Source organism: Streptomyces sp. CA-106110 (genome assembly GCF_050936285.1).
In the GTDB taxonomy this organism is placed as follows: Bacteria; Actinomycetota; Actinomycetes; order Streptomycetales; family Streptomycetaceae; genus Streptomyces.
In genome coordinates this window covers 7778067-7804282 of record NZ_JBNJNB010000001.1, presented here as the reverse complement: position 1 = coordinate 7804282, position 26216 = coordinate 7778067, and the positions used below count along the sequence as shown (strand labels likewise).

The 26216-nt window shown below is 65.9% G+C and carries 22 protein-coding genes; 10 read left to right on the top strand and 12 right to left on the bottom strand.

Translation table 11 applies throughout. The features are described from left to right. Nucleotides 1-144 precede the first annotated feature (144 nt). Nucleotides 145-540: a GntR family transcriptional regulator gene (locus ACQEXA_RS35910; protein WP_433132110.1), complete on the top strand. Its 396-nt coding sequence runs from the start codon at nt 145-147 to the stop codon at nt 538-540. A gap of 216 nt (nt 541-756) precedes the next feature. Here the strand turns inward: ACQEXA_RS35910 and ACQEXA_RS35905 are convergent, their stop codons facing one another. From ACQEXA_RS35905 to ACQEXA_RS35890, 4 genes are all read right to left on the bottom strand, one after another. Next, entirely contained in the window at nt 757-1320 is a 564-nt protein-coding gene (locus tag ACQEXA_RS35905) for a flavoprotein (protein WP_433132108.1), read from the bottom strand. After that, nucleotides 1317-2552: a helix-turn-helix domain-containing protein gene (locus tag ACQEXA_RS35900; RefSeq protein WP_433132105.1), complete on the bottom strand. Its 1236-nt coding sequence runs from the start codon at nt 2550-2552 to the stop codon at nt 1317-1319. Before ACQEXA_RS35900 ends, ACQEXA_RS35905 begins: the two co-directional genes overlap by 4 nt. A gap of 629 nt (nt 2553-3181) precedes the next feature. Beyond that, entirely contained in the window at nt 3182-3889 is a 708-nt protein-coding gene (locus ACQEXA_RS35895) for a hypothetical protein (RefSeq protein WP_433132103.1), read from the bottom strand. A 92-nt stretch (nt 3890-3981) separates the two neighbouring features. Next, the gene (locus tag ACQEXA_RS35890; RefSeq protein WP_433132100.1) at nt 3982-5460 is read right to left on the bottom strand and encodes an RNA-directed DNA polymerase; all 1479 of its coding nucleotides are present in this window, start codon (nt 5458-5460) and stop codon (nt 3982-3984) included. Nucleotides 5461-6052: 592 nt separating this feature from the next. Here ACQEXA_RS35890 and ACQEXA_RS35885 point away from each other — a divergent pair. After that, nucleotides 6053-6424 carry a GIY-YIG nuclease family protein gene (locus ACQEXA_RS35885; protein ID WP_433132097.1) on the top strand — a complete coding sequence of 124 codons (372 nt, stop codon included), beginning with the start codon at nt 6053-6055 and terminating at the stop codon, nt 6422-6424. 2909 nt (nt 6425-9333) lie between these two features. Here the strand turns inward: ACQEXA_RS35885 and ACQEXA_RS35880 are convergent. Continuing rightward, on the bottom strand, nt 9334-9576 hold the full coding sequence (locus ACQEXA_RS35880) for a hypothetical protein (RefSeq protein ID WP_433132094.1): 243 nt from the start codon (nt 9574-9576) through the stop codon (nt 9334-9336). A gap of 434 nt (nt 9577-10010) precedes the next feature. On the opposite strand from ACQEXA_RS35880, the gene ACQEXA_RS35875 reads away from it, so the two are divergent. The 4 genes from ACQEXA_RS35875 (at nt 10011) to ACQEXA_RS35860 (ending at nt 13186) form a co-directional block, all read left to right on the top strand. Beyond that, the gene (locus ACQEXA_RS35875) at nt 10011-10802 is read left to right on the top strand and encodes a heavy metal-responsive transcriptional regulator (RefSeq protein ID WP_432927871.1); all 792 of its coding nucleotides are present in this window, start codon (nt 10011-10013) and stop codon (nt 10800-10802) included. Then, nucleotides 10799-11110: a hypothetical protein gene (locus ACQEXA_RS35870; protein ID WP_432927873.1), complete on the top strand. Its 312-nt coding sequence runs from the start codon at nt 10799-10801 to the stop codon at nt 11108-11110. Before ACQEXA_RS35875 ends, ACQEXA_RS35870 begins: the two co-directional genes overlap by 4 nt. A gap of 136 nt (nt 11111-11246) precedes the next feature. Then, a complete protein-coding gene (locus ACQEXA_RS35865; RefSeq protein ID WP_432939165.1) occupies nt 11247-12221 on the top strand; it encodes an arsenic resistance protein in 975 nt (324 codons plus the stop codon). A 419-nt stretch (nt 12222-12640) separates the two neighbouring features. Then, complete coding sequence (locus ACQEXA_RS35860) at nt 12641-13186, top strand: hypothetical protein (RefSeq protein ID WP_433132091.1); 546 nt, start codon at nt 12641-12643, stop codon at nt 13184-13186. Between the two features lie 262 nt (nt 13187-13448). Here ACQEXA_RS35860 and ACQEXA_RS35855 read toward each other — a convergent pair whose 3' ends face one another. The 4 genes from ACQEXA_RS35855 to ACQEXA_RS35840 all read right to left on the bottom strand — a co-directional run bounded on the left by ACQEXA_RS35855 (nt 13449) and on the right by ACQEXA_RS35840 (nt 15408). Further along, the gene (locus ACQEXA_RS35855) at nt 13449-13607 is read right to left on the bottom strand and encodes a hypothetical protein (RefSeq protein WP_432927877.1); all 159 of its coding nucleotides are present in this window, start codon (nt 13605-13607) and stop codon (nt 13449-13451) included. Nucleotides 13608-13701: 94 nt separating this feature from the next. Continuing rightward, on the bottom strand, nt 13702-14046 hold the full coding sequence (locus ACQEXA_RS35850) for a hypothetical protein (RefSeq protein ID WP_433132089.1): 345 nt from the start codon (nt 14044-14046) through the stop codon (nt 13702-13704). A 687-nt stretch (nt 14047-14733) separates the two neighbouring features. Further along, nucleotides 14734-14937: a cold-shock protein gene (locus tag ACQEXA_RS35845; RefSeq protein WP_055489114.1), complete on the bottom strand. Its 204-nt coding sequence runs from the start codon at nt 14935-14937 to the stop codon at nt 14734-14736. Between the two features lie 222 nt (nt 14938-15159). Continuing rightward, nucleotides 15160-15408 (bottom strand): hypothetical protein, encoded by a 249-nt coding sequence (locus ACQEXA_RS35840; RefSeq protein ID WP_365325835.1) that lies wholly within the window; start codon nt 15406-15408, stop codon nt 15160-15162. Nucleotides 15409-17226: 1818 nt separating this feature from the next. On the opposite strand from ACQEXA_RS35840, the gene ACQEXA_RS35835 reads away from it, so the two are divergent. After that, nucleotides 17227-18495, top strand: coding sequence for a tetratricopeptide repeat protein (locus ACQEXA_RS35835; protein WP_432921657.1), 1269 nt, complete (start codon nt 17227-17229; stop codon nt 18493-18495). A gap of 406 nt (nt 18496-18901) precedes the next feature. Here ACQEXA_RS35835 and ACQEXA_RS35830 read toward each other — a convergent pair whose 3' ends face one another. Both ACQEXA_RS35830 and ACQEXA_RS35825 read right to left on the bottom strand, forming a co-directional pair. Further along, nucleotides 18902-19417: a hypothetical protein gene (locus ACQEXA_RS35830; protein WP_432927881.1), complete on the bottom strand. Its 516-nt coding sequence runs from the start codon at nt 19415-19417 to the stop codon at nt 18902-18904. Nucleotides 19418-19473: 56 nt separating this feature from the next. Next, the gene (locus ACQEXA_RS35825; protein WP_432927883.1) at nt 19474-20187 is read right to left on the bottom strand and encodes a TMEM175 family protein; all 714 of its coding nucleotides are present in this window, start codon (nt 20185-20187) and stop codon (nt 19474-19476) included. 386 nt (nt 20188-20573) lie between these two features. Between ACQEXA_RS35825 and ACQEXA_RS35820 the strand changes: the two genes are divergently transcribed. Continuing rightward, entirely contained in the window at nt 20574-20975 is a 402-nt protein-coding gene (locus ACQEXA_RS35820) for a hypothetical protein (RefSeq protein ID WP_432927885.1), read from the top strand. Between the two features lie 597 nt (nt 20976-21572). Here ACQEXA_RS35820 and ACQEXA_RS35815 read toward each other — a convergent pair. Beyond that, nucleotides 21573-22547 (bottom strand): aldo/keto reductase, encoded by a 975-nt coding sequence (locus ACQEXA_RS35815; RefSeq protein WP_432927887.1) that lies wholly within the window; start codon nt 22545-22547, stop codon nt 21573-21575. A 213-nt stretch (nt 22548-22760) separates the two neighbouring features. On the opposite strand from ACQEXA_RS35815, the gene ACQEXA_RS35810 reads away from it, so the two are divergent. Together ACQEXA_RS35810 and ACQEXA_RS35805 are read left to right on the top strand one after the other, a co-directional pair. Next, complete coding sequence (locus tag ACQEXA_RS35810; RefSeq protein WP_432927889.1) at nt 22761-23651, top strand: helix-turn-helix transcriptional regulator; 891 nt, start codon at nt 22761-22763, stop codon at nt 23649-23651. A 311-nt stretch (nt 23652-23962) separates the two neighbouring features. Beyond that, on the top strand, nt 23963-25939 hold the full coding sequence (locus ACQEXA_RS35805; RefSeq protein ID WP_433132087.1) for a hypothetical protein: 1977 nt from the start codon (nt 23963-23965) through the stop codon (nt 25937-25939). Nucleotides 25940-26216 lie beyond the last annotated feature (277 nt).

Sequence of the window (26216 nt, the reverse complement as noted above, 5' to 3'; positions counted from 1 at the left end):
GGGACAGGGAGAACCGCGACGGCGGGCGACCTTGCTGGGGAGTCCCGGCACCGCAGCACTTTCAGATTGACCTAGGTCACTCCGACTGTCAAGAAGCTCTACGGGAGATCAGAGATCGACCTAGGTCCGGCTACTCTCGGACCCATGGAGCAGAGCTCAGAAGCGCCCAGGCAGGCGCCCACGGCCAAGGACATCGCTGCGGGATTCCGCGCGAAGATCACAGGCCCGAACCGTGAGTACGAACCGGGAGACCAGCTGCCTGCGGCTCGCAAGCTCGCCAAGGAGCTTGGCGTGCAGCTCATGACCGTGCAGGGCGCGTACGGCCAGCTCCGTGACGAGGGGCTGATTCTCACCCAGCAGGGCCGTGGGACGTTCGTCCGCGACCCGTCTGCGCCGCTCGGCACCGAACCGGGCAGCAGCCCTGCATTCACTGCCCTGGCAGTAGAACTCAGCTCGATTCATGACGCTCTTCGTGTGCTCGGCGAGCGGCTGGACCGTCTTGAGCAGATCGTCGGCAACGGGACTCCACCCTCGCGGTGAGATCGTCCGCGCGCCTCAGCAGCCGTTCGGCCTCGGCACGCGCCTCGCTCAGACTCGCTTCGATCGCGGCGAGTTCTAAGGGGGTCAGCCCTCCTGGCTCGCCGCTTCGCTCATTGCTCCCTGACATGCCAATGAGGATGCGGCCGGAAGCGGCAGAGGACCCGGACAGACTGTCCGGGTCCTCTTTCCTTACAGATCAAGTAAGTTGACGGTCCATCACCCGGCCGCCCCGTCCACAGCGTCCAGTACCGGCCCCCAGGGCAGTTCACGCCCCGCCGTCGCCTCCCTCGGCTCGTACAGCGGCCACACGACCGGCCCGTAGACCAGGTGCACTCCCCCAGCCCGAAGGGCGTCGATATGGCCTTGCCACGCAGGGTGGCGAGCGTGCGCCGCATTCACCCGCGGGAAAACGACAACCGGGAGACCAAGGGTGCCGATAGCCTCACCGACCTGCGTCAGAGCCTGGTTGTCCATCACCCCAGTAGCGAGCTTGGCAACCATGTTGGCCGACGCGGGCGCGACCACGTAACAGTCAACCGGCGGATGCGGGCGAGCCTCCCTCGGAAGCCGCGGTTCGTCACGCACGGGCAGACCAGTGAGCTTCTCCAGTCGCTCAGTCTCGCCGCTCATCCGCAGCCACTGACCTGCGGTCGGCGTCAGCGTGACGGCCACCCGCCATCCCCGGTCCATCGCGGGCTCAACGAGGCCGGTGCGCAACGCCTCGACGCCCCCGGCCGCCGACCCGACGACTCCGAGCACCCCACGCTTGCCTGAATTCACCGCACCGCCCTGCACCGCTGAGCCATCGCGAACACCTCGGACGAACGCGAGCCGCCGGTCACCGGAGACTGCTTGATGAGATCTCGCAGCGTCTCACGCACCCTGGGATTGTTGCGTACCAGCTGCGGCGAGGTGCGCTCAGCCGTACGCAGCTCCGAGAACGCCTCATCCCCCTGCCCGGCCAGCGACAGAGCACGCGCAAAGTCGATGCGGTGCGAGACGCTGCGTTCCTGCGGCATGTGGTCGACGTTGATCCGACCGTGCTCCACCACGTAGGAGACCTTGTCAAGGTCCAGTTCAATGGACAGGCGATGGAGCAGTACGTTCGTCGGCCCGAATCCGGTCTGCCAGTAGTTCTCATCCGACCCAAGGTCATCCGCCAGTTCTTTAGCTCGGTCCAACAGCGCGGTCGCGGTGGGCCGGTCCTGGTGGCGAGCCGCTGCGACGGCCGCACGCAGATGGATCATCCCCAGCAGACTGAGCGCGGCCGGGTTGCTATCGGTGACCTGAGACGCCAGCCACGTGGCTGCCGTGTTCCCCAGCTCCAAGGCGTCGTCATAGCCCCCGTTGGCCAGCAGGGCATGCGTACCGGAGCGTGCGGCGGACGCCAACACGAGCGGGTCGTCCGACTCGTCAGCGGCGCGCATCGCGCGCTCGGCAGCGAGCCAAGAGATGTCTGACTCACCGATCTTCGCGAGCGTGGTAGCGGCAAGGTGGTGCGTACGGGCGGATACCGCCCAGCAATCGCTACGCTCGTCGCCCCGGCGCGCCGCCCGATCCTCCAGCTCTTGTGCGGTCTGCAGTAGTGCGGGGAGAGCGGCGATGACGCTGCCGAGTCGTCCGCCCTGGTAGTCGTTCCATGCCTGTTCAACCCGTACGGCTACGGGGGCGGGAGTCGGAAGCTGAGCTTCAGCTTCGGGACCGAACAGCAGGCGTGAGAGCCGACGCGGGCTCATGAGGGCGTCGCGCACAGCGGGGACGTCGTCCTGTTGCCGCTCATCGTCCATGAGAACGGTCTGACCGAGCAGGTCACCGAGAGGCACGCGCAGGATGCGCGACAGCTCGGCAAGCATGTCGATGCGGGGCGGCTTCCTACGCCCTGTCTCGATCTTCGCGAGCCAGTCCGTACTACGACCGACCAGGCCGGCCAGCACCTCCTGGGTATAGCCGCGGCGCTTCCGGTAGAACGCGATGCGCTCGCCGATGCTGAGGTGATCTCCAAGACCACGCATGGGCCGTTGCCTCCGGCTGCTGAGTAGGGGCGTCCTTCACGGTACTGACGCGGCAGAGAACGGGTAAGCGGGCTTAACTCGTACCGCCATACCCAGCGTGCGGCACTAAAGAGGACGGGACCCGGACGGATTGTCCGGGTCCCGAGGAGCCCGCATCAGGTGTCCGTACTGTCCGGCTGTCCGCTAATGGCTCTCACCTGCACAAACGGACCGGACAGCTCAAAGCGCCGGTGTCCGGGCTGTCCGGTCACAGACGGCTGCAACACCCCGGGGGCTACTTCGTGTTGCAGCCCGTCGGCGAAGCCGACCTCCTCAACGGGCGCAGGAGCCTGAGGCGATTCCGATCTGCATCACCTCGCGAGGGGTGAGTAGCCGGCGTGAGACTTTCCCTACCTCATCAAGGCGGCTCGCTCCGCTCACCGCGCGCGGCACGGCCCCCGGCCGGGCCTGCGCTCCTGTCTTCGCCCCGCTCCAGCCCGGCCGCCGCCCGTGCCGCGCTGATGGCAATCAGTCGCCTGATGCCAGAGAAGGGGTACGTCGTGGCTGGGGCGGTCGACTCCACGGCTTTACGGAGCCACTTTTGCGCGAGCCTCGAAGATCATGGCCCCAAAGCCGCTCCACCGACCTTGCTACAGCACCGCCTTGCTGTGTGCCGAAACTTCGACCGTATGCGGCTGCCCAGGGACAGCACCGCGACGATTGATTTGCTCAGAGGTCACCCAAATGACGTCCGGGTGACCCGCTGCCGCCAGTTGTCTCAAAGCCGTTTCCTGTTCTTGACTCGGCACTAGTTCATAAATATCACGAACCAAAATTTCCAGCGAATCCGCCCAATCACTGTAGCGGATTGGATCGACTTCTCGCCTGAGGTAGTTGTGCATGATGTGCGGAAACTCGCCTTGCGGCAAAATTCCAGTCGCAAGCAATTCTTCCTGAAATTCTCGCCAAGGCGAGTCCTCGCGACCAGTTCTCGTATCGAACCATCGGAAGAAACTGAAGATCTTCTTTCCGGGAATGCGCACACGTAGATCACCATAGCTGACGGCATCAAGAGGAACCAAGCTGTCGTCCGTTACCCCCATAGCGGAAAGAATGGAATTGCCTTGCGGAGTAACCTTGTGCACACCTCCAACTGGCTGGAATTGGTTGGGATATCTCGACCCCCTGACAAGGAGGTATTTGCCGTCTAGGTAAATCTTGAATAGATACGAAGTAGAAACCCGGATTGGGCGATTCCTGTACCGTAGCGAGTACCACAAGTGTCGAATGTTGCCCCAATTTTGTGCCACTTCATCGATTACAGGAATGAAGAGTCCGACCCCTAGACCAGCGGTCATGTTGACGACTGTGGAATTAGAGATGAAGAAGCTAGCAACGACAGCGGATATGGCTAGGGCAGTGTATACGACCAGTCGCAGCAAGGCTTCTCCTACCGAGGCAGTGGAACGCGAGGGTTCGTTAGCAGATACCGACTTACCCACGTGAGTTGCGTATTAGAGTTTGCATGTCGTTCTAGCAAGATGCGCGAAACTGAATGCGCTTCATACATGGCGACCAGCAAGGCTCGCCTGACATTACCATCGGGCTCATTCTCGAACTGTCGGCGCAACAACTGGCCGTCAGCAATGCTGCTCACTCTGCCGAGATAACGAGCGGCAAACTCGCGCGGCAAACTTGGCTTGTTCTTATCCTGCAAGATGGCCCATGCCCTGTCGCGAATCTTCGCAGAGCGAAGTCTCATCCGAATCGCCGATTGAAGAATGCGCTGCTCCAGGTGATCATACTTGTGATCCTCGACGAGCCGCATAGTCGATATGTAGGCCCTGTGTATCCCCAAGCGCCTTTCAGGGAAGCACTCCAGATACCTCAAGAGCTCACTGGCCAGATGGTGACTCTCCTTCAAGTTTCGCAATGTCCATCCGAGCGCTCTATCGTCCTTGACATTACCCATGCGAAATAGCGCAAACTTAACGTCACGGTCTATCTGTTCAGCAGCAGTAGCCTCCGAGAAGAGTTTGTAAAGTCTCTCGCCTGCTCCAGTCTCACCAATCTTTATCCCATAGTTGATAGCATCTTTTTCCAAGCTCTCAAGCTGTGAAAGTGCCTGTGCCGAGTCGTATATATGAGTCTTGGTAGTGGACATGGTTAGGCGACGCGAGCGCAATATCGAATTAATCTCTAGCAGTGCGTTACGAAGTGACTCCCTCTCTGTGTCAAACAGCATCATATCGTCCGAGTAGCGCAGATAATCTAGACCCGATCTGTGCACAAACTCATCAACTGGAAGCAGGTAGAGATTGGCTAGGATCGCCGATGAGTCAGGCCCCTGAGGTATGCCCCATGCGTGACTTGACGATTGGAACACTCGAATGTATCGAATAAGATGTTCTGTCACCCAACGCGTCGCTCCAGCGGACTGAATGTCGATCGCCAATGTGCCGGCATCTATGTGCTCATAGAAAGAAACAACGTCCGTTCGAGCCAACTGATACGGGGCCTTCGCCATCATGCGAACGCCCTGTTTTTGCATAGACACCCAATTATTGATAGGCGACCAAAACGCCTTCCCATTATCACCCCACCGGGCACTATGTACACTGCTGTGAAGCTGAGCCTCAACCAACTCGGCAATAGAAAACACGAGAGTGTCGTAAACGAGTCGATCGTGTACTGCGAGACGCGCGATAGGGCGCACAGCGACAGAATTTTTGGGCAAGTCTAGAATTTCTATATAATCAGGCCCAACGTCGCCATCTCGAAGCGAAGAGACAACTTTCTTTCGCACCTCCCCCCAAGACGAATTAATGTCAGCCCAATTTATTATGTCTGGTATCTCTGACCTTCCTCGTCCATGGAGGAGACGGGTCCATGCCTCGTCAAGATAGGTCAAGAAGGGGCGGCGCCTCATCGTGTGCTTTCGCCCCCCGTATCAGCATCCCCAGTGCTTGCAGAGCAAGCGTAGCCAAGCATTAGTGCTCTGGACAGTCACCTAGCCGACCGATAGGGGTCGCGGTTGGACAGCCACCGTGGCTGACTGTCGTGAGCTAAGGCTCAGACCTCCATGCTCGAGACACAGCCCGGAGGGGCGACAAAGCAAAGGGTCGTGCCATTGGCGTGCCAGATCCTGCGGGGAACCACGGGGGACAGCAGGGACTAGCCCCGAGTGCGCCCAGCGCTCTAGGACCGCTCGGACGCAGGTCAGCGCACTAATAGCCCTCAGAAACCCAAGCTTCCCAAGCTGATGTACGTGGCTACGCAGCGAGGGGCCTTCTGTCAGCTTCGACCAGTAGCCTGCGACGATCACCCGTGGCACGCCTGGAGGGTTCGTGGAAGCTACCGCTCTCGTTAGTCCCGATCGGTTGTGGTCGGCGCCAGAGGTCTTGGTGCGTCCCAGCCCTGTTCCGGCGGCGGCAGGGGTCTACGGGTGGCACTTCAAGCAGTCGCCATACCAGGACCTGGACGCTGGGCGCCTGCTCTACGTCGGGATAGCCCCGCGGTACATGGCGAACCGAACCAGCACGCAGAACCTGCGCAAGCGGGTGCGCTACCACTACCGGGGCAACGCGGCCGGCTCGACGCTGCGGTTTACCCTCGGATGTCTGCTCGGACTTGAGCTGCGCCGCGTGGGCAGCGGCAAGCGGATGACCTTCGGCAAGGCCGGCGAAGCCGCCCTGAGCCAGTGGATGGCGGACAACGCGCGGGTGTGCTGGATTGAGCAGAACGAACCGTGGGACCTGGAGTCACAGCTCATCTCCCGACTCGACCTCCCGCTGAACCTCGACCAGAACCGCCACAACGCGTTCCACAGCCGCTTGAAGGAGCTACGGGCCCAGGCTCGCCAACGAGCGCGGGAGTTGCCCATCAGCTCGTAGGCCGCCGAGCGGGCCGCCGGGTCATCTTCTGGGCCGTCCCTGGGCCGTCCGAGGGCGCTCGACAGTGGCCAATCGGGACCGATCCGACCCGTACGCCGAAGCGGACGCCCCGCAGCACCGCATCTTGACTTGCCGCCACGTTCCCCCACCCTCCGTTCTGGGCTTGTCGTAGCATAGGCCAGCCTGGCCGCCTGTATCGCTGGAGCTCTGACCTCCTAGCCCCAACTCGAAGGCGTGTGAGCAACTTCCATGGGTCAGGCAACATGAGCTAACAACGAGGCGCCCGTTGCTGTACAGCAACGAAGTACAGCAACCCCAGCAACCGGCAACGCCCGGTACCGGCCCTCATAGGCTTTCGGGCAGCCTGTATGACCTCCAATGACCGATCTTTCTAGACCTACGGATCAGATGATTGGCGCGCAGCACCTCCCCGCTTTACGGGCGACATCGGGCACCTGCCAACGTCCAAATCCGCTCACGACCGCATCGGGGAAACCAGCCCGACTTGGATGTGCGTTGTCGCGTAATGGTCAACCATGTCCAGCACTTGGCCGATGACAGCAGCATCGAAGTGCTCCCGCCCCTGTAGGGGCTCCTCGCCCGCCTGCCGAAGAGCGGCCAAGATGGCCCGTTCAAGCTTTGGAGCCTCGTCGCCGGGGAGATCAACCAGCAACCGAACAACACGCCTGTAGCCGGATCGGGAGTGCGCACGGAGGCGCCCCGCAGGATCACCGGAGGTGATGCCAAACTTCACGCGAGCACGTTCCTCGTCGATTACAACGTAAAACACGTCCCAGATCTTGTTAGAGCAAGCCCGGCAGAAACCGGCGCCCTGTTGGACCGTGGTAGGCCGCGGTCTACATTCATGACCAACAGCACACCGCACCCGATGGGGGGTGTTCGCCCCAAGCCATTTCGGCTCCAGCACGGTTCCGCCCAGTTCAGCCACTCGTGCCCGGAACTCCCGCTCCGCCACAACCGGATCGTTGCCAACACAAGCAAGGCACATGCCGGATCCGCCTCGGAGGCTACTGGGCCGCGGCGTGCATTCGTGACCGGCTGCGCAACGAGCGCGATGGGGGTGGTCCTTGCCGAGCCACCTTTGCTCCAGCACCGTCCCGCCCAGTTCAGCCACTCGTGCCCGGAACTCCCGCTCCGCTGCTACGGGATCGTTGCCAACACAGGTCCGACAAAGCCCCTGACCACGTTGGATGTTGCCAGGCGTAGGGGTGGCTTCGTGACCAGCCGCGCACCGTACCCGATGGGGACGGTTGTTGCCGAGCCAGGTCGGCTCCAACACCGTCCCACCCAACTCGGCAACCCGAGCTCGGAACTTCTGCTCCGCCACCTGCGGATCGTTGCCCGCACACGTCCGACAGATACCACCGCCCTGCCCGACATTGCTGGGTGTAGGGGTGGATTCGTGACCAGCCGCGCACCGTATCCGATGGGGACGGTTGTTGCCGAGCCAGGTCGGCTCCAACACCGTCCCACCCAACTCGGCAACCCGAGCTCGGAACTTCTGCTCCGCCACCTGCGGATCGTTGCCCGCACACGTCCGACAGATACCACCGCCCTGCCGCACCAAGCTTGGCAACGTTCGACTCTCGTGACCCATGACGCACCGCACTCGGTGACGAGCATTTACCCCTAGCCAGGTCGGCTCTAGAACCGTCCCGCCCAGCCCAACCACTCGTGCCCGGAACTCCCGCTCCGCCACCTGCGGATCGTTGCCCGCACACGTCCGACAGATACCACCGCCCTGCCGCACCAAGCTTGGCAACGTTCGACTCTCGTGACCCATGACGCACCGCACTCGGTGACGAGCATTTACCCCTAGCCAGGTCGGCTCTAGAACCGTCCCGCCCAGCCCAACCACTCGTGCCCGGAACTCCCGCTCCGCCACCTGCGGATCGTTGCCCGCACACGTCCGACAGATACCACGTCCTCGTTGGACGCTGTTGGGCCGTGGAGTGCAGTCGTGGCCAGCCGCGCACCGTACCCGGTGAGGCACAATCGCCCCGAGCCAGCTCGGTTCCACAACGGTCCCGCCCAACTCCGCCACGCGTGTCCGGAATTCGAGCCAGGCCTCAGCGGACTTCCGCGACAGCGGTCGTGCAGTGCCCACGCCTGTTCTCCCAGCTACTCGGGCGCCGAGCAAGGCGCGCGCTTGTGTGCTGGCTGAACCGTAGCGATTGAGTACGACAAGGTCGCAGGTGACTGCCGCCTTCGCCCCCCACGTCTGGCGGCATGAGGCCGTGTCCCACGACGTGGTGTAGGGGATCAAGCTCTACGCGTTCCGGTTCGAAGTACGTGGCGATCTACGGGAAGCGGCAGCCTACGAAGGCTCCTGGTAGGACCAGTTGGCCACCCGGTCGGGCGCAGAGACCAGCTCTGGCCTGCGAGTTCCGATGTCTTGATCCCCTACACCACCTAGCGGGACGCCACCCCAAACTGGTGAAACAGTCGACGCAGAAGAGACCTCCGGAGCCGTATGCCCAGGTTCGAATCCTGCCGGAGCCCAGTAGCCGGAACAGCCTGATCATGCTGCTGCCGTGTAGGCCTCTCTCTGGGGGTCCATCGGTCCGACTGCCCGGTCTGGGAGGCAGCAACACACGGGGGCCTTCGCAGCCCTCTGGAGGGTCCCGTATCGCGATCGAAGAGCAGGGCCGGAATCTTCGCCTCCGGTGAATGCGCGGAGAAGTCAGGGCGCCCGAACAGGGAGTCACGAAGGACACGCAGGTCAGGCGCGTTACGGCGAGGAAGCGCACAGCTCTCTTCTAAGCGCTTGGCCGCAGGTTCGAGTCCTGCCGGGGGCGCCAAGCGCGACCAGCAAAAACGCCCGAGAAGGATCTTCCCTTCCCGGGCGTTCGACGTGTTTGACGGCAACGCTGACGGCAACGGCCCCGTCACTCGTCGGACAGGAGCGTCCCTAGCCTGTCCAGGGCGGCCCGCTTCTCGGTCATGTCCGCGTGCGCGTAGATGTTCATGGTCACGTCCAGCGCACTGTGCCCCACGATGTCGCGGACGACGTGCGGCGGGATACCAAGCCCCGGCTGCGCTCCGCTCCGCCGGGCGCGCTCCCGGCTCCACTGCGCGCTGCGCTCCTGCCTTCGGCCCGCTCCGCGCACGCTGCGCCGACGCGCGCCCACGTGTGGATAGGACCGGAGGCCATCAGTCGAGCACCGCAGACGGCGGCCACGGTCAGAACAAGCCTCCGGCGGGGGCGCTCAGGCTCCGAGATGGAGGGGCGCCGTTAGCGAGTGCCGGCCGGAGTGGCGTGCGCGGGGAGCTCCCATCCCGTCTGCCATCGACCCAGGCAGAGCCGAGCAGCCGCGGCCCAGGGCGTCAAGGTCGTTCGTACAGTGGCGCGCTCCACCTTGACGCCCTGAACCACGCCCACTCCACGGTGTGTGGGTCGACGGCAGACGGGATGGGAGCCGGGGTGGATCGTGGGTAGAGGTGGTCACGATCAGCATCCCGATATGTGGTGGAGCCGCCGCTGAGTGAGATCCGCCGCTCGGCGTGATCTCGTCCCAGTTAGTGCTTGACCTTCGAGTCGGGTTGAAGGTTTACCGTCGACAGCGTGACGACCTACCGCATATCGCAGCTGGCCGAACACTCCGGTGTTCCCGCGAGCACGCTGCGTTTCTACGAGACCGCCGGGCTGCTACCCGCCGAACGGACCGCCTCCGGATATCGGGTCTACGGCGAGGACGCGGTGGACCGACTGGCATTCATCTCCTCGGCGAAGCTGCTCGGCTTGGCGCTGGAGGAGATCCGCACGCTCCTGAACGTCCGTGAGGAAGGCGTGTGCGCTTCGGTGCGCGCCCGGATGCTGCCACTGATCGCCGACCAGATCAGGGAGACGGACGGGCGAATCGCGGAGCTGCGCGCCTTCTCCGCTCACCTGGCCGAGGTCCATGCCGACCTGGCAGGCCCTGCGCCGGCAGGGGCATGCGGCCCGAATTGCGGCTGCACGACGACCGCGGCCCGCTCCGCCGGCCCCGTACCGGTGACACTCTCACCGACCCGCCCCATGACCGACCCAGCGCCCGAGCCGGAGCGGGAGGCATGGCGGGACGCCCCGATTGCCTGCACGCTCGGCGGAGCTGAGTTGGGCGAGCGGACCGAGCAGTGGCGCACGCTCATCGCGAAGGCGGACCGACGCGAGGAGATCACCGACGGCCTACGGCTGTCTTTCCCGCCGGATGCCGAGCTCGCCGGCCAAATCGCAGCGCTCGCGGCAGCCGAGCAGGGTTGCTGCGCGTTCTTCGACTTCACCCTGCATCTGACCCCCACAGCCCTCCAGCTGAACGTCCGCGCACCGGAGAGTGCCGTCGGGATGCTGGCCGATCTGTTCGGAGTACCCGCATGACAACCACCTCGCCCTCCCGTCCCTCCAAGCCGTGGGGCATGCTCGGCGCCGGGATGGCCGCCGTGGCTGCGTGCGCGGTCTGCTGTGCCGGGCCGATCCTCGCCGTGCTCGGCAGCGTCGGTGCCGCCTCCGCGATTGGTGCCCTGTGGGTACCCGCCCTCGCCGTACTGGCCGTGGCCGCCGTGGCCGGGATTCTGGTCGTACGCAGGCGCCGCCGTTCTGCAGCCTGCCGCACCTCTCCGGGACGCGTCGATCTCGGCATGCCCAGTCTTGGCCAGCCGGACCAGGACAGCACGCCGACGGATTGACTCAGCGCACGGCCCCATGCCGGGGCCGCAAGATGACCTGTGAGGATGGACAAGCGGCTGCCACGAGGGCGGGCCGCGCAGTAGTTAAGGAGCAGACGGGGTGCCTGAGCAGGGACCGCAGGGCCTGGTCGAGCGGATGGAACGCCACCAGGTCGCGATCTACCTTGCGGCGATGGCCGCCGGGGGTCTGCTGGGCTGGCTGGCCCCGAGTGCCGGCCCTGGGCTTGAGCACGCTATTAGCCCCGTGCTGGGCGCTCTGCTGTTCGTCACCTTCCTCCAGGTGCCCGCCGCCGAGTTGTTCCGGTCCCTACGCGACGGCCGGTTCCTCACCGCTGCCCTGGTGGTGAACTTTGTGGTGGTGCCGTTGGTCGTCGCGGCGATGTTCACGTTTCTGCCTGCGGACCAGGCCGTCCGGGTCGGAGTCCTGCTGGTCTTGCTGTGCCCGTGCGTAGACTACGTGATCGTCTTCTCGGGGCTGGCCGGCGGCGCAAACCACCGCCTGTTGGCCGCTACGCCGCTTCTGCTGGTGGCGCAGATGCTGCTGCTGCCGGGATTCCTGTACCTGTTCATGGGCTCCGACCTGGCCGAAATCGTCGAGGTCGGCCCGTTCGTGAAAGCCTTCACCTTCCTGATCCTCATCCCCCTGGTACTGGCTTGGGCCGTACAGGCGTGGGCCGTGCGCCGCCCAGCTGGTCAGAAGGCCGCTGACGCTGCGAATACCACGATGGTGCCGCTGATGGCCGGGACCCTGCTGACGGTCGTCGCCTCCCAGGTGCCCAAGCTCGGTGACAATCTCGCCGATGTAGCCGCCGTCATCCCCTTCTACGCACTGTTCCTCGTGGTCATGGCCTTCGCCGGGAGAGCTGTGGCCCGGCTCTTCCGCCTCGAGGCCTCGGCCGGGCGGGCGATCATCTTCACCGGCGCGACGCGTAACTCCCTGGTCGTGCTGCCCTTGGCCTTGGCCCTGCCAAACACCTACACCGTCGCTGCGGCCGCCGTGGTCACCCAGACCCTTGTCGAAGTCCTCGGCATGGTCACCTACGTCCGCCTCATCCCCCGCCTCTTGCCCGTCGGAGAAACGACCGCAGCCGCCGAGCCTGCCGCCCACTGATCACATCAGGACGGCCGACGAACTGCAGCTGATCTCTTCAACGCAAGGCGCAGAGAGTCGGACACCGCGCGCGGATGGCTTGTCAAGAGCCCATGCGATCGCTGATACCAGCGGCTGACACCAACAAGTGCGGACACTAGCGGTCACCGCCGAACCGGAGCGACCAAGTAAGGGGAAGCCAGGCACGAGTTGGCTGAAGTAGGCGACGCCTGTGATCGACCTGATGAGGAAGAGGTCACAAGTTCAAGTCATCAAGATCACGTGCTCATGGCGTCCGTTGTGGTTGGGGTGGAATGGCATCGGAGGACGTCGCGAGTCCTGCGGACCTGGATGACTGGCGGCCGGGGCTGAAGGGATGCGAAAGTACGGCGATCAGCGGCAGTGTGTCCCGTGCCGCGAGGGCGGCCGGAAGGGGCGGGATGAACGTCGATGCGGGGTCCCGGCGGCGCATGAGGGGCTGGGGCGTCTTTGCTGCGGTGGCCGTAGCGGCAGGAGTACTGCTGGTCAGGTGGCTCGCGCCCGATCCGTGGCTGACCATCCAGGATTTCGCCCAAGGGCCTGATGCAGCGGCACCGTCGTGTTCCTGGCCCGTCCACCTCGAAAAGGCCAACCCGGATCAGGCCGGACTCATCCGCTGCTATCTGCGTGCCATCGCCCACCACAGTACGAGCGAGCTCCGCACAGCGGTCCGGGCCCGGGACGATGACGGCCCGACCGGATTCTCCGCAGCCGACTTCGCCCATACACAGGACGTGAACAGCGGGACTGCGACAGTAACCGTCGTGGACAATGACGTTGACAGCGCCGACGCCACCGTAGTGATCCGCTACGCGGACGGCGTGCGGCAGGAGCTGGACATCCACCTGGCGAACCCGTCGTCGCCGGACTCGTGGCGGTTCTGGGACGTCGGCACGTACCCGAGCGATCCGAACGACCAGCCTGGCGTGAGCGTTTCAACGCCGTAGTACTCGTGCCGGGTACTCGGCAGCCGTACAGCGGCGAAGCACAGCAACCGCCGTGACCGCATATGGCCGGCGCCCTCCGCAGCCAACCGCTCGACCAGTCCGACAGACCTCAACGACCGAGCAGCCGATAGTTCGCATCGAGGGGATCAGGGCAGCCCCCAAGGCGTGCCACTCTCGTGCCAGAACGGACGGGGACTCACGGGGAACATAGGTCCACAGGGGGAAGCCCGGCCGGATTCTGGCCAGGAAGGGAATCCGCAGGTCACGCCTGCGACCGCCCAACCTCGCTCCTAAAGCGGGTGTCGCACACCGCCCCGCAGCCGATGTCCAGCGCCCAACGCGCGTTGAACGCGCGCACGACACCGATATACGAATCCAGATCGCTGCGGTCGGAATCGAGCGGATCGCAGATCGCATCCACCCGCGGAAGATCTCGTCAGTCATGCAGTAGAAGGCACACGGGGCACACGGAAGGGGTGCCCTCCCCCAACAGCGGAAGGGCACCCCAAGGGCGGTCAGCGGTCGTCACGGTCGTGGTGGCCCCAGCCGTTGTTGCCTCGGTCGTCACGGTCGTGGTGGCCCCAGCGGTCGTGGCCCCAGCCGTAGTTGCCCCGGTCGTCACGGTCGTGGTGGCCCCAGCGGCCGTGGCCCCGGCCGTAGTTGCCCCGGTCGTCACGGTCGTGGTGGCCCCAGCGGTCGTCACGGTCGCCGCGCCCGTAGTCACCATGGTCGTGACCACGGTCGTACGTGACATGAGATACCACCGAGGGTGCATAGGTTGCGGCGCTGGCGCCAGTGGCGCCGCCCAACAGGACGGCGGCTGCGACGCCCAGCGCGGCGGCAAGACGGGAAACCCGCATTCCGTGCTCCTTTCACGGCAGGTGCCTGATGCGCCCGCCTGGTCGGACACATCAATATCTACAGCCGAAATGTCACGTTGAGTCAGAATTCAAGTTAAAGACACCTTTTTTGATGGTATGTGTCGAGTCAGGAGCCGGCACCAGGCGTGTCGGCGTCACCCGCGCGCACGCGAACCGGAGGCCCGCGCCCAGTCCACCAGGGTGAACGTGCATCACACGATCTTGCCGAAGCTCCCCACCCCACACTTGTCCGCGATCACCTCCAACAACAGCAACCCCGCCCCGACTCGTCCCGTAGTCCGGTCCGGCACACGCGAACAGGCATCAGCACCCGTGGACTATCCATGACCGGGAAATCAACCAAAGGCGGCGCTGAGGCCGGTGACCTGCGGGAATCTCCAGCGTAGAAGCGCACTCCGGAGCCCTTGCCGTACAGCAGCGGAGTACAGCAACCACCGCAACCGCGCCTGGCTGTCAGAAGCCGTCAATGGCGGACTGCCCAACCCACCACACCTCTCTGCCGACGGACGTGCTCGCCGTAGGGGAGCAGGCCGACGTCCCCTTGTGACTTTGCGGGTTCGGGGCGGCAGATCACTGCCAGGGGTGTGCACTGGCTTGTCCCCCTTTCACCCGGGCAGCAAGAGACCCCGGCCGGTAACCATCCGGCCGGGGTCTCCCTATGCGTTGTTACTCGGGGCGGATGTGCTCCGCCTGCGGACCCTTCTGCCCCTGCGTGACATCGAACGTGACCCGCTGGCCCTCTTCCAGGGAGCGGAAGCCGGAGGCGTCGATGTTCGAGTAGTGGGCGAAGACGTCGGGGCCGCCGCCGTCCTGCTCGATGAAGCCAAAGCCCTTTTCGCCGTTGAACCACTTGACGGTACCGCTGGCCATGCCTGTCTCCCTCAAGGAAATTCGGGCCCCGCACCGTGCGGGATCCGGAGGTGATCGCCTTGGTCCGGAGAGGCGCTGAACAGCAAGAACGCCCGAGACGTGTGTCACGGGTGAACGGGACTTCGGAACCACGACTACCGGCAGCGACGCTACACCGGGCGCGGCCACACGTCACAGGCCTTACGGGATCGCGTAGGCGAATCTCTAGCGTCACGACGGCCGTTACCGGCCGACGTCGCGGCGGCTGCGGACGGCCTTCCACGCCGGCCCGGTGAGATCGACGACCATCATTCCGTCTGCAGCCTCGCGGACGAGGATCCAGCCCTTCGCCTTGAGCCCTTCGAGCTGCTGCCGAATGTCCGGGCCCAGCTCCTCGACGAGCTGCGTCTCCAGCGGTTGCGTGCCGCCGTCCAGGAGCTCCGCGAGCCGGAAGACGAGCGCTTCCTCCTCAGCGGTGATACGGAAGTCCATGCGCTGACGCTACGTCCCTACCGACCAGGGCGCGCGGCCACCCCTAGGCCCCGGCACCATCACGTGGGATGGAGTTCCGATCTGAGTGGAGGTCACCCAGGACGCCCCGTGTCGCGTTGGCCCGGCATCAGTGGATTGGGCAGGTACATGCCGCTCACTCAGAAGAAACGCACCCGCCGAGAGTTCGGTACGAACGGGTCGTGCCAGACGCGTGCCAGATCGTACGGGGAACCGCGGGGAACCGCGGGGAATCAACGGACCCGCCCGCCAGGCGTCAACACCCTTCCGCCGCAGGTCAGCCCTGCAGCGAGCCCTAGATCACGTTAGCTTCCCCAGGTGATGGCCTGCTGCCGGCCTTGACCACCGTCGGCCCGTGCTGATCGGCTGAGCCCATGGCCACGGACTTCAGCGAGTACGAGGCGGCAGTGCCGATCTTGGCGGCGCACCAATGAGCCGCTCGTTGTCCTAGTCTTTGTCCAGTGCGCTGACGGACGCCATCGTACGCGAACCCCGTCTGAGCTGCACAGTGAACGCCCACGACCGACTCTGAACAGCCATGCGGACAGTTGGAAAGCGTGTGGGCCAGCAGCAGCGGCCGATCTTATGGACGCCGCTCGCTCGAATCGCTGGTGTCCTGCACAACCCTGGAGAGCAGAAGTCGGACATCGAACTCCGTCCAGCAGTCCGACACTTCGATACCCACCTCGGTCCCGCAGGGGCTGCACATCAGATTGGGGCCGGCCGAGCCGTCAGGGCGGCAGCACCCGACCCGACGCGCGGGGTCGACGTGCGGTCGGAGCAGCACGCCATCGAGAGGGTTGATAACCGCCGTCAGGCACTCCCCACAGTCCGGAGCCTCATAGGACACCCCGAACGGTGCGGGGTCGAGCATGAAGGAGCCCCGCAGGACCGTGGAGGGCCCGTACGTGTAGTGCTCCCTACCCCGAATGCGCTGCAACGGCCGCCACTCCACGCGTCGAAGGCTCGCCGAAAGCGGCGCGTCACAACCCCGGCACCTGAAGACTGTGAACAACGCCCACCCCTGCGTCCGTCCTATCCGTCGCTCACACGCTAGCGGCAAGCTGTGACGTGTCCACTGAGCTGCAGCACCACAAGCGCACCGGAACGAGCGGGGAATAGCCGTAACCGCTGGGCCGCCCAGCCGCCCATGGGCGAGTTAACGCCCCTGTACGCGGTCCAACGGTCGACCAACAGACTCGGAAAGCGTGTTGGTGGGGACCTGCACAGCCTGCCGTTCCGGCCGGCAGACGTGGCTCTCGAGCAGGGCGAGCACGAGTCACGTGTACCTGCAGGCCGACTCGCTGCGGTACAGCAGCGAAGTACAGCAACCGCAGCAACCGGCCCCGCCCAGCAGTGACCTCGAAAGACCACAGAGCAACCTGTATGACCGCTGTCGCCCGATCTCTGTAGAGCTACGGATCAGAAGGTCTCTGACATCCATTGCTGACATCAACGTCGTCGGACGGTGGCGGATCCAACGGGCCTCCAGCGGATCGGAGAGCCGCCGCCGCTCATTGTTCCGGCAGATCGCTGGGAGCCGAAGTCGAACTTGTAAAGCGGCGGTCGCATCAAGTGACCCGTCTCACCGAAGTTTGATCAGTCTCACCGAAGCTTCACGGGGTTGGACTTCGTCTCATCGGACTTTCACCGCTCGCTGATCCGGAGCCGTGTCAGAGGCGGGGTCTAGGGTGCGGAGCCGTGGACGCTGCTGATCTTGACTATCAGGCCCGAACGTTGACGGGCTGCATTCCTTCATCACTGGTAGCCCGGCTTCTCGAGCTCGGCCATGAGCGGGAGGTGGAGCTGCAGGCCGGCCGCGGGGAGTGGTTCTGCGCGCTGGGGTGGGCGCGATTGCTGGGCGATCGGCAGCAGTACGCGCGGGCGCTGGAGGTGCTCGCCCCGTACATCGCGACGGGCTGGTGGCCAGCGGCCCAAGCCCAGGCCGAGCTGCTGGAGGGTTGGGGGCGGGCCGACGAGGCGATCGCGCTGTGCCGCCCGTACGCGGAGGCCGGGGACCGGCTGGTCCTGAACTTCTTCGCTCGCCTGCTGTCCCGTCACGGCCACGGCGCCGATGCGTTCGCGCTGCTGCGGCCCGGAATCGATGACTGGTTCCTCGCCGAGGGCCTGGTGGACGTCGCCGAAGTCGCGGGTCTGGACGAGGAGGCTGCCGCGCTGTTGGAGGCCCGCATCGCCGCGGCGGTCCCGGCCTGCGACGACCCCGACTGCGGCAGGCTCCGCCTCGAACCGTCCAACGCCTTCCCTCTGCTCGCCGCCATCCGGGAACGACAGGGCGGGATTGAGGAGGCGATCGACCTGCTGCGCCGCCGGGATAGCACCTCGGTCAACGGCCGCGACGCGCTGGCCGACCTGCTGGCCAGACACGACCGGATCGAGGAACTGCGCGCGTACGCGGCCTCCGAGTACCACGGGCACGCCGCGCAGCGCCTGGCCGAGGTCTTTGAGGAGCGCGGCGATGCGGAAGGAGCGATCACCGTCTACCGGACGTTCGCTGAAGAGTCCGACGGCATGTGGCACGTGGCCGTCCCGCTGTCCGAACTCCTGGTCCGGCACGGGCAGGGCAACGAGGCGATCGGAGTGATGCGTACCCTCGCCGACCGGCCTGGCGGCGCGGAGGACTGGATCGTCCACACGCTGTGCACCCTGTACGCCGACCAAGGCCGGGCCCCCGACGGCCTGGCCTACCTCGACATTCTCAAGACGCGCCGCGGCGGCAAGGAAGACTGGGACTTCTTCCGGATCCGGCTCCTTCTCATGGTTCGCCTCGGCCTGCTCGACGAAGCAATCGAGCAGACCCAGACGCACCCCGAACAAGACACCTGGTACGCGGCCTGGTCTCTGTCCGACCTCCTCGCCACGGCCGGCCGCGCCGAGGAGGCCCTCTCCGTTCTTGAACGGCACCCGGCCTGCAACACCTCGCTCCGGGCCAAGTGCCTCATCGACCTCGGCCGCATCGAGGAAGCGGTGCAAGTCCTCCAACAACGCCCGCAGCCCGCACCGGCAGACGATCCTTGGGCCGGCACCCACTCCACCGAACCGCCGTTCTGACACTGCTCCACCAGCTCGGGTCGCTGCTGAGCGCTGTGGTCAAACTTCGGTGAGACGGGTCATCAAGGCCCGGACGGCAGTGACGGCAACGCTGACGGCAACGAGTGCGGACGACGACAACACCCGGCGGCCTGTCACGGAAGCCCCGCAGACTTGCTGGCCCAGCCAACTGGGGTGTGCCCGCAACTACTAAGCGCTTGGCCGCAGGTTCGAGTCCTGCCGGGGGCGCCACTGAGAGCCCTCCCACCGGGAGGGCCTTTTTGCTGGTCAGGACGAGTAACACTTGATACGGCCAAGCCCCAGGTACTCCCCAACGATCAAGGGAAGCCTCCGGGGTCGTCCGGCTGTCACCGGGTTTTCGCGGGTGCTCGTGTCGAATACGTGTCGAAGTTCTCGGCCTGGAGAATCAGCCAGCGCAAGGCGGCTCCGGAAGATCACCGGCGGCTTCGAGCCGCGGTGGCCAAAAACACGGGGACGCTGTTCCCGGCCCACTCCGCCACCTGGGCGGGCGGTACCCCGTCGTTGAGCCACACTTGGTCAGGCGCGTGTGCCGGTTGTCGTACACACGCCTCCCCGTGGGCGACTCGTAGACGTGCGGAGATAACACCGCCTTGCGCGCACTGCGCCAGGCCCGGCGGATGACGGAGCCCGCGAGAATGCCGCCCGTCTCCCCCTGGAACAGCAGGTCTCCCGGCTTGAGCTGTTCGTCCTCGATGTGCTGCCGCAGGATGCGTGTCGGGGCAGGGTGCCCCGGCACGGTCCGCGTGTCGCCCTCGGCGCGGCCCTTCAGGTCGCGTTTCTCGTGGATCTCCCCCGTGTCGGTCCACTGCTTTCCGATCTCCGGGGTCGCGGTGTGGATCAGGAGCTCGGACCACTGGTCACGGGCATCGGAAGCGGGCAGCGTCACGTCCTCCACGCGCATGGCCACGGCTTCCTCGGGTCGCGGACCGACGTCTCGATCAGCTGATCGTTCCGTGGCTACAACTCGCACCGCTCGCCCAGATCGCGGGGCGCCTCCGTCTCGATGCTGAATGAAGTTGCGCACGAGGTCCACGCATGATCGACAGTCAGGACAAAGTCGCCAGTGAACACTGCCAGGTCGTCCATGATCGTCGTCACGCCCGATTCCGACCGCCGGGCCGAGGCTGCATCTTGGCGATCTCGCTCGCGCTGTGAAGCCAGTAGTACGGAATGAAGGCGGCGATCACGGCCACGCCGAGCGGGGGAAGCAGGAGGCCGAGCAAGGCTCCGGTGGCGATCCAGACGAGGGCGCGCAGGAAGCGGTGACTGATGACTGCGACGCCGGCTGAGTCGATCGTGGTGACGATCATGACGGGCGTGCCACCAGATGACGTTGAACAGAAGGTCCATGAACCAAAAAGAGGTGCCGTGGAGGACGACCGCGGTGCGCTGCCCGTGTCCGTCACGGAACGCCTCGGCCAGTACGGAGGTGGCGAACGGCAGGAGCGCGATGTCCATCAACAGCACGGTATTGAGGTACAGCACCACCCGGTCGACACTGCGGATGTGGTCGAACAAGATGTGGTGGCTGGCCCACACCTGTCCGATCAGCATGAAGGTGATGGCGTAGGCCAGGTAGGACGGCCAGAGCGCGGCGAGGCTGTGCAACAGGTGGCTGGTGTCGCAGGGTGCATGGATCTCCAGGACGAGCAGCGTAATGGCGATGGCCATGACGCCGTCGCTGAACGCGACAACCCGGGCAGGATCGCGTTCTGCATCCAGCGTCGACGCTCCTGGTCCGTCTGGTCCATGAGCAGGCTCTGTCATGGCCCCAGCCTCAGGCACCGGACATCATTACGCGCGCCAGCGGCCCCGATCTCCGGCCGGGCGGGCGGGCGGATGGTCAAGCATCAAGCGAAGTTGCACAACCACAGGGGACATCCACAGGGGACTCGACCGGGATAGAACGTTCCCTACTCCATCAAGTGCCCGCGCAAGTGCGGGCTGGCCCTTGGGCTTTGGCCCCTCTCGCCGTCGTCGCCCTCGGATCGCGGAGGTCGGATTCCAAAGACGGATCTCGCTTGCCGTTCCTCTCGTACCTCCGGTGATACTCGGTCATGAGCAGAATTGTCGAGGTCATCGTGTTGGCCAGCCGTGCAGAAGAGATCATGGAACCGTTGACCCAGCGAGACCCCAACCGTAAGTGGTCTGGACAATTCGCTGCTGCCGGGCATGGCTGGGTCGCCGAGTTCGTGCGGCGGAGCAGCTGGGTCGGACTCCTGGAACATTTGGAGTCGCAGCCGTGGCCCTCCCCGCACTCCGTGCAGGTGCTGATCCGTGACGAGGAAGATGACTGCTTCGGCTTGTGGATGATGCACGACGGCCGGCTTGTGGAAGTGCCGCTGCCGCGCACCAGTCGCTACTTCTGGCGAAACCACTACACAGGTGAAGTCGATCCTGACTGCCCCGGAATTCTCATGCGCACGGACAAGTCTGATGGCCCGCCCGAAGGGGACTGAGCCGCCGACCGTCGAACTGTCTTGTCGAGGGAGGTAGTTGCAGTGGTGGGCGTCTCTCAGATAACGACGGATCCACCACCGTGGCCCGCGGCCACCTTCTCGATGCCGGGGGCGGCCGACGGCGCTGCGGTTCGGACCCATTCGGCGGACATGGCGTTGGCAGGCTGCGCGCCTCGGTGGCGAGCATGGATGCATGGTGGAACACGCGACGGTCGTGCACGGCATGACCCGGAACACGAGAGCGATCGCGCCACATCCATGCCAGATCAGGCGGGGACTCACGGGGAATCGGGGTGGGCAGGGGTACGTGCCGAGGGGTACGTGCCGCCCGACTCGGTGCAAGGTAGGGAACCGCTGGTCGCGCCAGTGATGGCCCAACCTCGCTGCTAAGGCGGGTGTCGCAGGTTCGAATCCTGCCGGGGGCCCATAGCTTGAACAGCGGAAACGCCCCGGACCTGATCGGTCCGGGGCTTTGACGGCAACGACCCCCGGGCGGCACCTCGGATATTGCCGCGTGCTCTGGCCTGACTGACATCCGAATTCTCCACGTGGGCCTCATCGCTCCGGGCTGGCCGCGGGGTGGATGGTGGGGGCGGGTCAGTAGCGGGCGCCGACCGGGGCCTGGATGGCGTCGAGGTCGGCGAGGTCGGCGGCGGAGAGCCGGAGGTCTGCGCCGCCGGCGTTGTCGGTGAGGTACTTCGGGGTCTTGGTGCCGGGGATGGGGACCACGTGCGGTCCCTGGGCGGTCAGCCAGGCGAGGGCGACCTGGGCGGGGGTGGCGCCGATCCGGTCGGCGACCTCACGGACCTTGGCGGCGATGTCGAGGTTGGCCCGCAGGTTGTCCTGCTGGAAGCGCGGCAGGCGCCGCCGTTGGTCGTTCTGCGGCAGTTCGTCGAAGGAATTGAAGCGGCCGATGAGGAAGCCACGGCCCAGGGGCGAGTACGGCAGGACGCCGATGCCGTGGTCCTTGCAGTAGGGCAGAACCTCGTCCTGGACGTCTCGGGTCCACAGCGAGAACTCGGACTGCACCGTGGTGACCGGGTGCACGGCCTGGGCGCGCTGGATCTGCTCGACACCGACCTCGGACAGGCCCAAGTGGAGGGCCTTGCCGGCCTCGACGGCCTCGGCCAGGGCGCCCCAGGTCTCCTCGATCGGGACCTCGGGGTCCACGCGGTGCAGCTGGTAGAGCTCGATGTGGTCGGTGCCCAGCCGGCGCAGGCTGGCGTCGATGGCGGCGCGGACGTGCTCGGCCCGGCCGTTCGGCTTGACCAGCGGGGAGCCGCCGGGCCCGCCGGTGGGGTCGATGCACTCCATGCCGACCTTGGTGGCGATCACGGCCCGGTCGCGCCGGCCGGCCAGGGCCCGGCCGACGAGCTCCTCATTGGTGTACGGGCCGTAGACGTCGGCGGTGTCGATCAGCGTCACGCCCAGGTCGAGGGCCTGGTGGATGACGGAGACGGAGGTGGCCTCGTCACGCTGGGTGGCCATGTCGTAGGCGAAGCTCATTCCCATGGCGCCCAGGCCGATGACGCCGACCTCGGGTCCGTTGGTGCCCAGGGTGGTGTTGCGCATGCTGTGTCTGCCTTCGTGCGGATCGGAGGGCTGCCGGATCACAGCCCGTGAACGGGAAGCCACGGGATCGACGGTCTTCCTCGCGGCCCCTCCACCCTCGCCTCCGCGTACGGGACGCGGCAGGCCGCACAGTGCCGGGGAGCGGCGTGCCAGGGAGCGATACGGCCCCCCAACGCCGACGCGTCCCGGGCACCGGTTTGGCACACTTTCTGAATGAGCCCTGACCAGCACAGCAACGACCTGGCGGGGTTCCTGCGTGCCCGCCGCACCCAGGTCACCCCCGAGCAGGTCGGCCTTCCCATCGGGCCAGGACTTCGCCGCACGCCTGGGCTGCGTCGCGAAGAGCTCGCCACCCTTGCCGGGGTCAGCATCGACTACTACACGCGCCTGGAACGCGGCAAGGAGACCCGTCCCAGCGCCGCTGTGGTCGACTCGCTCGCGCGCGCACTGCGCCTGCAGGAGGACGAACACGATCACTTGCGCCTGCTGGCCGCACGAGCGGCCCGCAACGCCACCGAACCACCCACCGCACCCAGCCGCACGGTACGGTCCGGCGTCGCACTCCTACTGGAGAACCTGCGGCCCAGCCCCGCCTATGTCCTCAGCCGCACCTTGGACATACTCGCCGCCAACCCGGGCGGCCTGCATCTGTACGCGGGCATCGAGAGCTGGCCAGTCAAGCAGCGCAACCTCGCCCGCTACTACTTCCTGCACCCCCAGGCCCGCGACCTGTTCCCGGAGTGGGAGACCCGGATCCGCGGCTGCGTCGCACGCCTGAGGGCCCTGGCCGGCACCGACCCCGACGCCCCCGACCTCGCCCAGCTCGTCGGCGAGCTCCTCCTGAAGAGCCCAGACTTCGCCCGCTTGTGGGAGCGATACGACGTCCGCCCCCATCGCCCCGGCACCAAGCACTTCCACCACCCCCAGGTCGGCAACCTCACCTTGGGCTACCAGTCCATGCAGCTGGATGGCACCCCCGGCCACCGCCTCGTCGCCTACTACGCCGACGTCGCAAGCCCCGACCACGACGCCATGGTTCTTCTCGACATGCTCGGCAACCACCAGACCCCGGATTCCGCCGACCAGAACACCGGCTGGGCCTGACGGCACCCTCCGACGGCAACGAAGCTGCCACGGGCGATGCTCCGGCCTCATACCGATGTCCGGACGGCGGGTGAAAATTTGATCATCCCTAGACTGCCGGGAGCGGGAAGTGCTGAGCCCCCGCTGGATATCGTCGTCAACGCGTCCAACGGCGGGGGTACTGCGGCGGCGTGAGGTGGCGGGGGCGGCCACGTAGTGCTCCAGCGCCAGGCATTGACCGGACGTGGTTCCGCTCGACAACAGGCCCCCACGCCAAGGTTCAGACGCAATGTCGGGCGTGAGAGGCACGCCCGTCCGAGACAGGAGCCGTAGTGGCACTGAAGATACCGAGACCGCGAGCCACCGTTGCCGCTTGCGCAGCAGCAACGGCGGTCGCACTCGCGATGGGCGCCGCTCTGCCCGCCACCGCCGCCGGATACACCGCGTCGGCCGGCCCATTTGGCCCCGCAGTCGGTCTGACCGGCACCGACGGCCGGCAGAGCCTGATCGACGTCAAGGTGGCCGGGAACGGCACGGCATTCGCCCTGTGGCGCAACAAGGCTGCTGGCGCTACTACGTGGGACATCCAGGCCACCGTCAGGCCTGCGGGCAGCGACACATGGTCCGCTCCCCACTCTCTGTTCGCCAGTAACGACGCGACCGCCCCGGCCGTGCTGACTGTGACCGCCGATGGGCACGCCGAGGCAGCCTGGAGGACCGGCAACTACAACGACGGCTCGCTGGCCGCCGTCTCGGCGGGCTGGGACCCGGCGACGGGCCAGTGGTCGGATCCGATCACGCTCACCGCCTACGCCGGGCTGGACCTGTCGATGCCCCAGATGGCCGCTGCGGCAGACGGCACCGTCACCGCCGTCTGGGTCCAGGGCGACGGAGGCTGGAACTACGAGGCGATGACCGCCACGCTCGCCCCCGGCGCGGCGGCCTGGTCGGCGCCGCACCGTCTGGGGTCCTTCTCAGGCGGCTTCATCGAGCAGTTCTCACTCGCGGTGGCTCCCGACGGAGCGGCCACGACGGTCTGGGACGCCTGGGACAGGACCAGTGACTCCAATGTCGATTCCATCGTGACCCGGGCCACTCCCGGCGGAGACTGGAGCAGCCCGGTCGCTCTGCTGGGCGCGGACGCCAAGTCCACCGATGTACAGGTGTCGATGTCCGCCAAGGGCGCGACCACGGTGCTGTGGCAGAGCGCCACCAACGGGGTCGAGACGCTGAAGTCCCTCAGCAGGCCCTCCCCGACCGGCAGTTGGAGTGCCGTCCAGACTGCCGTGCCGATCCTTCAGGACAACGACGACAGCGGCCCACTTACCGCCCCCAACGGTGACGTCACCTACGTGTGGGCGGGCTGGACCGGCAGCGCCGGCATACCGATCGTCCAGGCCGTCACCCGAAGCGCGAGCACGGGCGCCTGGTCCGCGCCGAAGACGCTGTCCACCGGCTACGTCAACTGGCAGGTGGACGCGTCCATCGGCGCGGACGGAACCGTACAGGTCGTGTGGCCGCAGACACCCGGCATCGACAACGGCAACGACCATTACCTGGAGTGGGCCGTCCGGGCCGGCGGCACATGGAGCAAGGCCACCGCGCTCAACGCCACGCCGGTCGCCGACGTCCCCGACATGGACGCCCTGACAGGCGAAGTGGCGGCAGGACCGGACGGCCGGGCCACCGTGCTGGGACGGACGGCCGTCTACGCCCCTGGTTCCTCCGACCGCTACACCTCCCAGGTGTGGAGCCGGTCGCAAACCCTGCTGACCAAGCCGCAGATCACCTCGAAGGCGACCGTGAGCGGGACCGCCCGCACAGGTTCCAAACTCACGTGCTCCGCAGGCTGGAGCGGCTACAACACCACCGTCGCGTGGTCCTGGCTGCGCGATGGCAAGGTCATCTCCGGCGCCACCAGCAAGACCCACACCCTGACCTCGGACGACTACACCCACAAGGTCTCGTGCAAGGTCACGGTCGGTAACGGCGCTGGTTCGGTCAACTCCACCTCCCCCGCCGTCACGGTCGCCGTCGGCCCTTCCCTGAAGGCCACCAAGGCGCCCTCCATCAGCGGCACCGCCAAGGTCGGTTACAAGCTCACGACCGCCCACGGCACCTGGTCGCCGACCGCCACCTCCTACACCTATTCCTGGAAACGCAACGGCAAGACCATCACCGGTGCCACCAAGTCCACCTACGTGCTGGTGAAGGCCGACAAGGGCCAGAAGATCACCGTCAAGGTCACCGCCCACCGCTACGGCTGGACGAACGGATCGGCCACCACAGCATCCGTCACCGTCCACTGAGAGAACCTGCGCCCTCCGCGGTGTGGGGCAGCGGCGGGTCCGGGCCGTCGCAGTTATGGCGAACACGCGATCCAGGCGCCGCCGGCGCGGCAGCGTCTCCCCACGGGGACGGGCTCCAGGCGCGGGGCGTAACCGACCACTCACCCCCCACTACGAGGACGGCTCTCCGCCTTGCGGTGCACCGCGCCAGACGCCCTGGGGCCCGCCCTCAGAGCGGGCCCCGCGGCAATTTGACGACAGGGCCTCGGCCGCGCCCTCCCGCCGCGTTGACGGCCGC

Excerpts from the sequence above, each read along its gene's own strand:
- ACQEXA_RS35910 (WP_433132110.1), top strand. The coding sequence starts at position 145 with ATGGAGCAGAGCTCAGAAGCGCCCAGGCAGGCGCCCACGGCCAAGGAC.
- ACQEXA_RS35900 (WP_433132105.1), bottom strand. The coding sequence starts at position 2,552 with ATGCGTGGTCTTGGAGATCACCTCAGCATCGGCGAGCGCATCGCGTTC.
- ACQEXA_RS35895 (WP_433132103.1), bottom strand. The coding sequence starts at position 3,889 with ATGACCGCTGGTCTAGGGGTCGGACTCTTCATTCCTGTAATCGATGAA.
- ACQEXA_RS35890 (WP_433132100.1), bottom strand. The coding sequence starts at position 5,460 with ATGAGGCGCCGCCCCTTCTTGACCTATCTTGACGAGGCATGGACCCGT.
- ACQEXA_RS35885 (WP_433132097.1), top strand. The coding sequence starts at position 6,053 with ATGGCGAACCGAACCAGCACGCAGAACCTGCGCAAGCGGGTGCGCTAC.
- ACQEXA_RS35870 (WP_432927873.1), top strand. The coding sequence starts at position 10,799 with ATGACAACCACCTCGCCCTCCCGTCCCTCCAAGCCGTGGGGCATGCTC.
- ACQEXA_RS35865 (WP_432939165.1), top strand. The coding sequence starts at position 11,247 with ATGGAACGCCACCAGGTCGCGATCTACCTTGCGGCGATGGCCGCCGGG.
- ACQEXA_RS35860 (WP_433132091.1), top strand. The coding sequence starts at position 12,641 with ATGAACGTCGATGCGGGGTCCCGGCGGCGCATGAGGGGCTGGGGCGTC.
- ACQEXA_RS35850 (WP_433132089.1), bottom strand. The coding sequence starts at position 14,046 with ATGCGGGTTTCCCGTCTTGCCGCCGCGCTGGGCGTCGCAGCCGCCGTC.
- ACQEXA_RS35845 (WP_055489114.1), bottom strand. The coding sequence starts at position 14,937 with ATGGCCAGCGGTACCGTCAAGTGGTTCAACGGCGAAAAGGGCTTTGGC.
- ACQEXA_RS35840 (WP_365325835.1), bottom strand. The coding sequence starts at position 15,408 with ATGGACTTCCGTATCACCGCTGAGGAGGAAGCGCTCGTCTTCCGGCTC.
- ACQEXA_RS35830 (WP_432927881.1), bottom strand. The coding sequence starts at position 19,417 with ATGCGCGTGGAGGACGTGACGCTGCCCGCTTCCGATGCCCGTGACCAG.
- ACQEXA_RS35825 (WP_432927883.1), bottom strand. The coding sequence starts at position 20,187 with ATGGCCATCGCCATTACGCTGCTCGTCCTGGAGATCCATGCACCCTGC.
- ACQEXA_RS35820 (WP_432927885.1), top strand. The coding sequence starts at position 20,574 with ATGAGCAGAATTGTCGAGGTCATCGTGTTGGCCAGCCGTGCAGAAGAG.
- ACQEXA_RS35815 (WP_432927887.1), bottom strand. The coding sequence starts at position 22,547 with ATGCGCAACACCACCCTGGGCACCAACGGACCCGAGGTCGGCGTCATC.
- ACQEXA_RS35810 (WP_432927889.1), top strand. The coding sequence starts at position 22,761 with ATGAGCCCTGACCAGCACAGCAACGACCTGGCGGGGTTCCTGCGTGCC.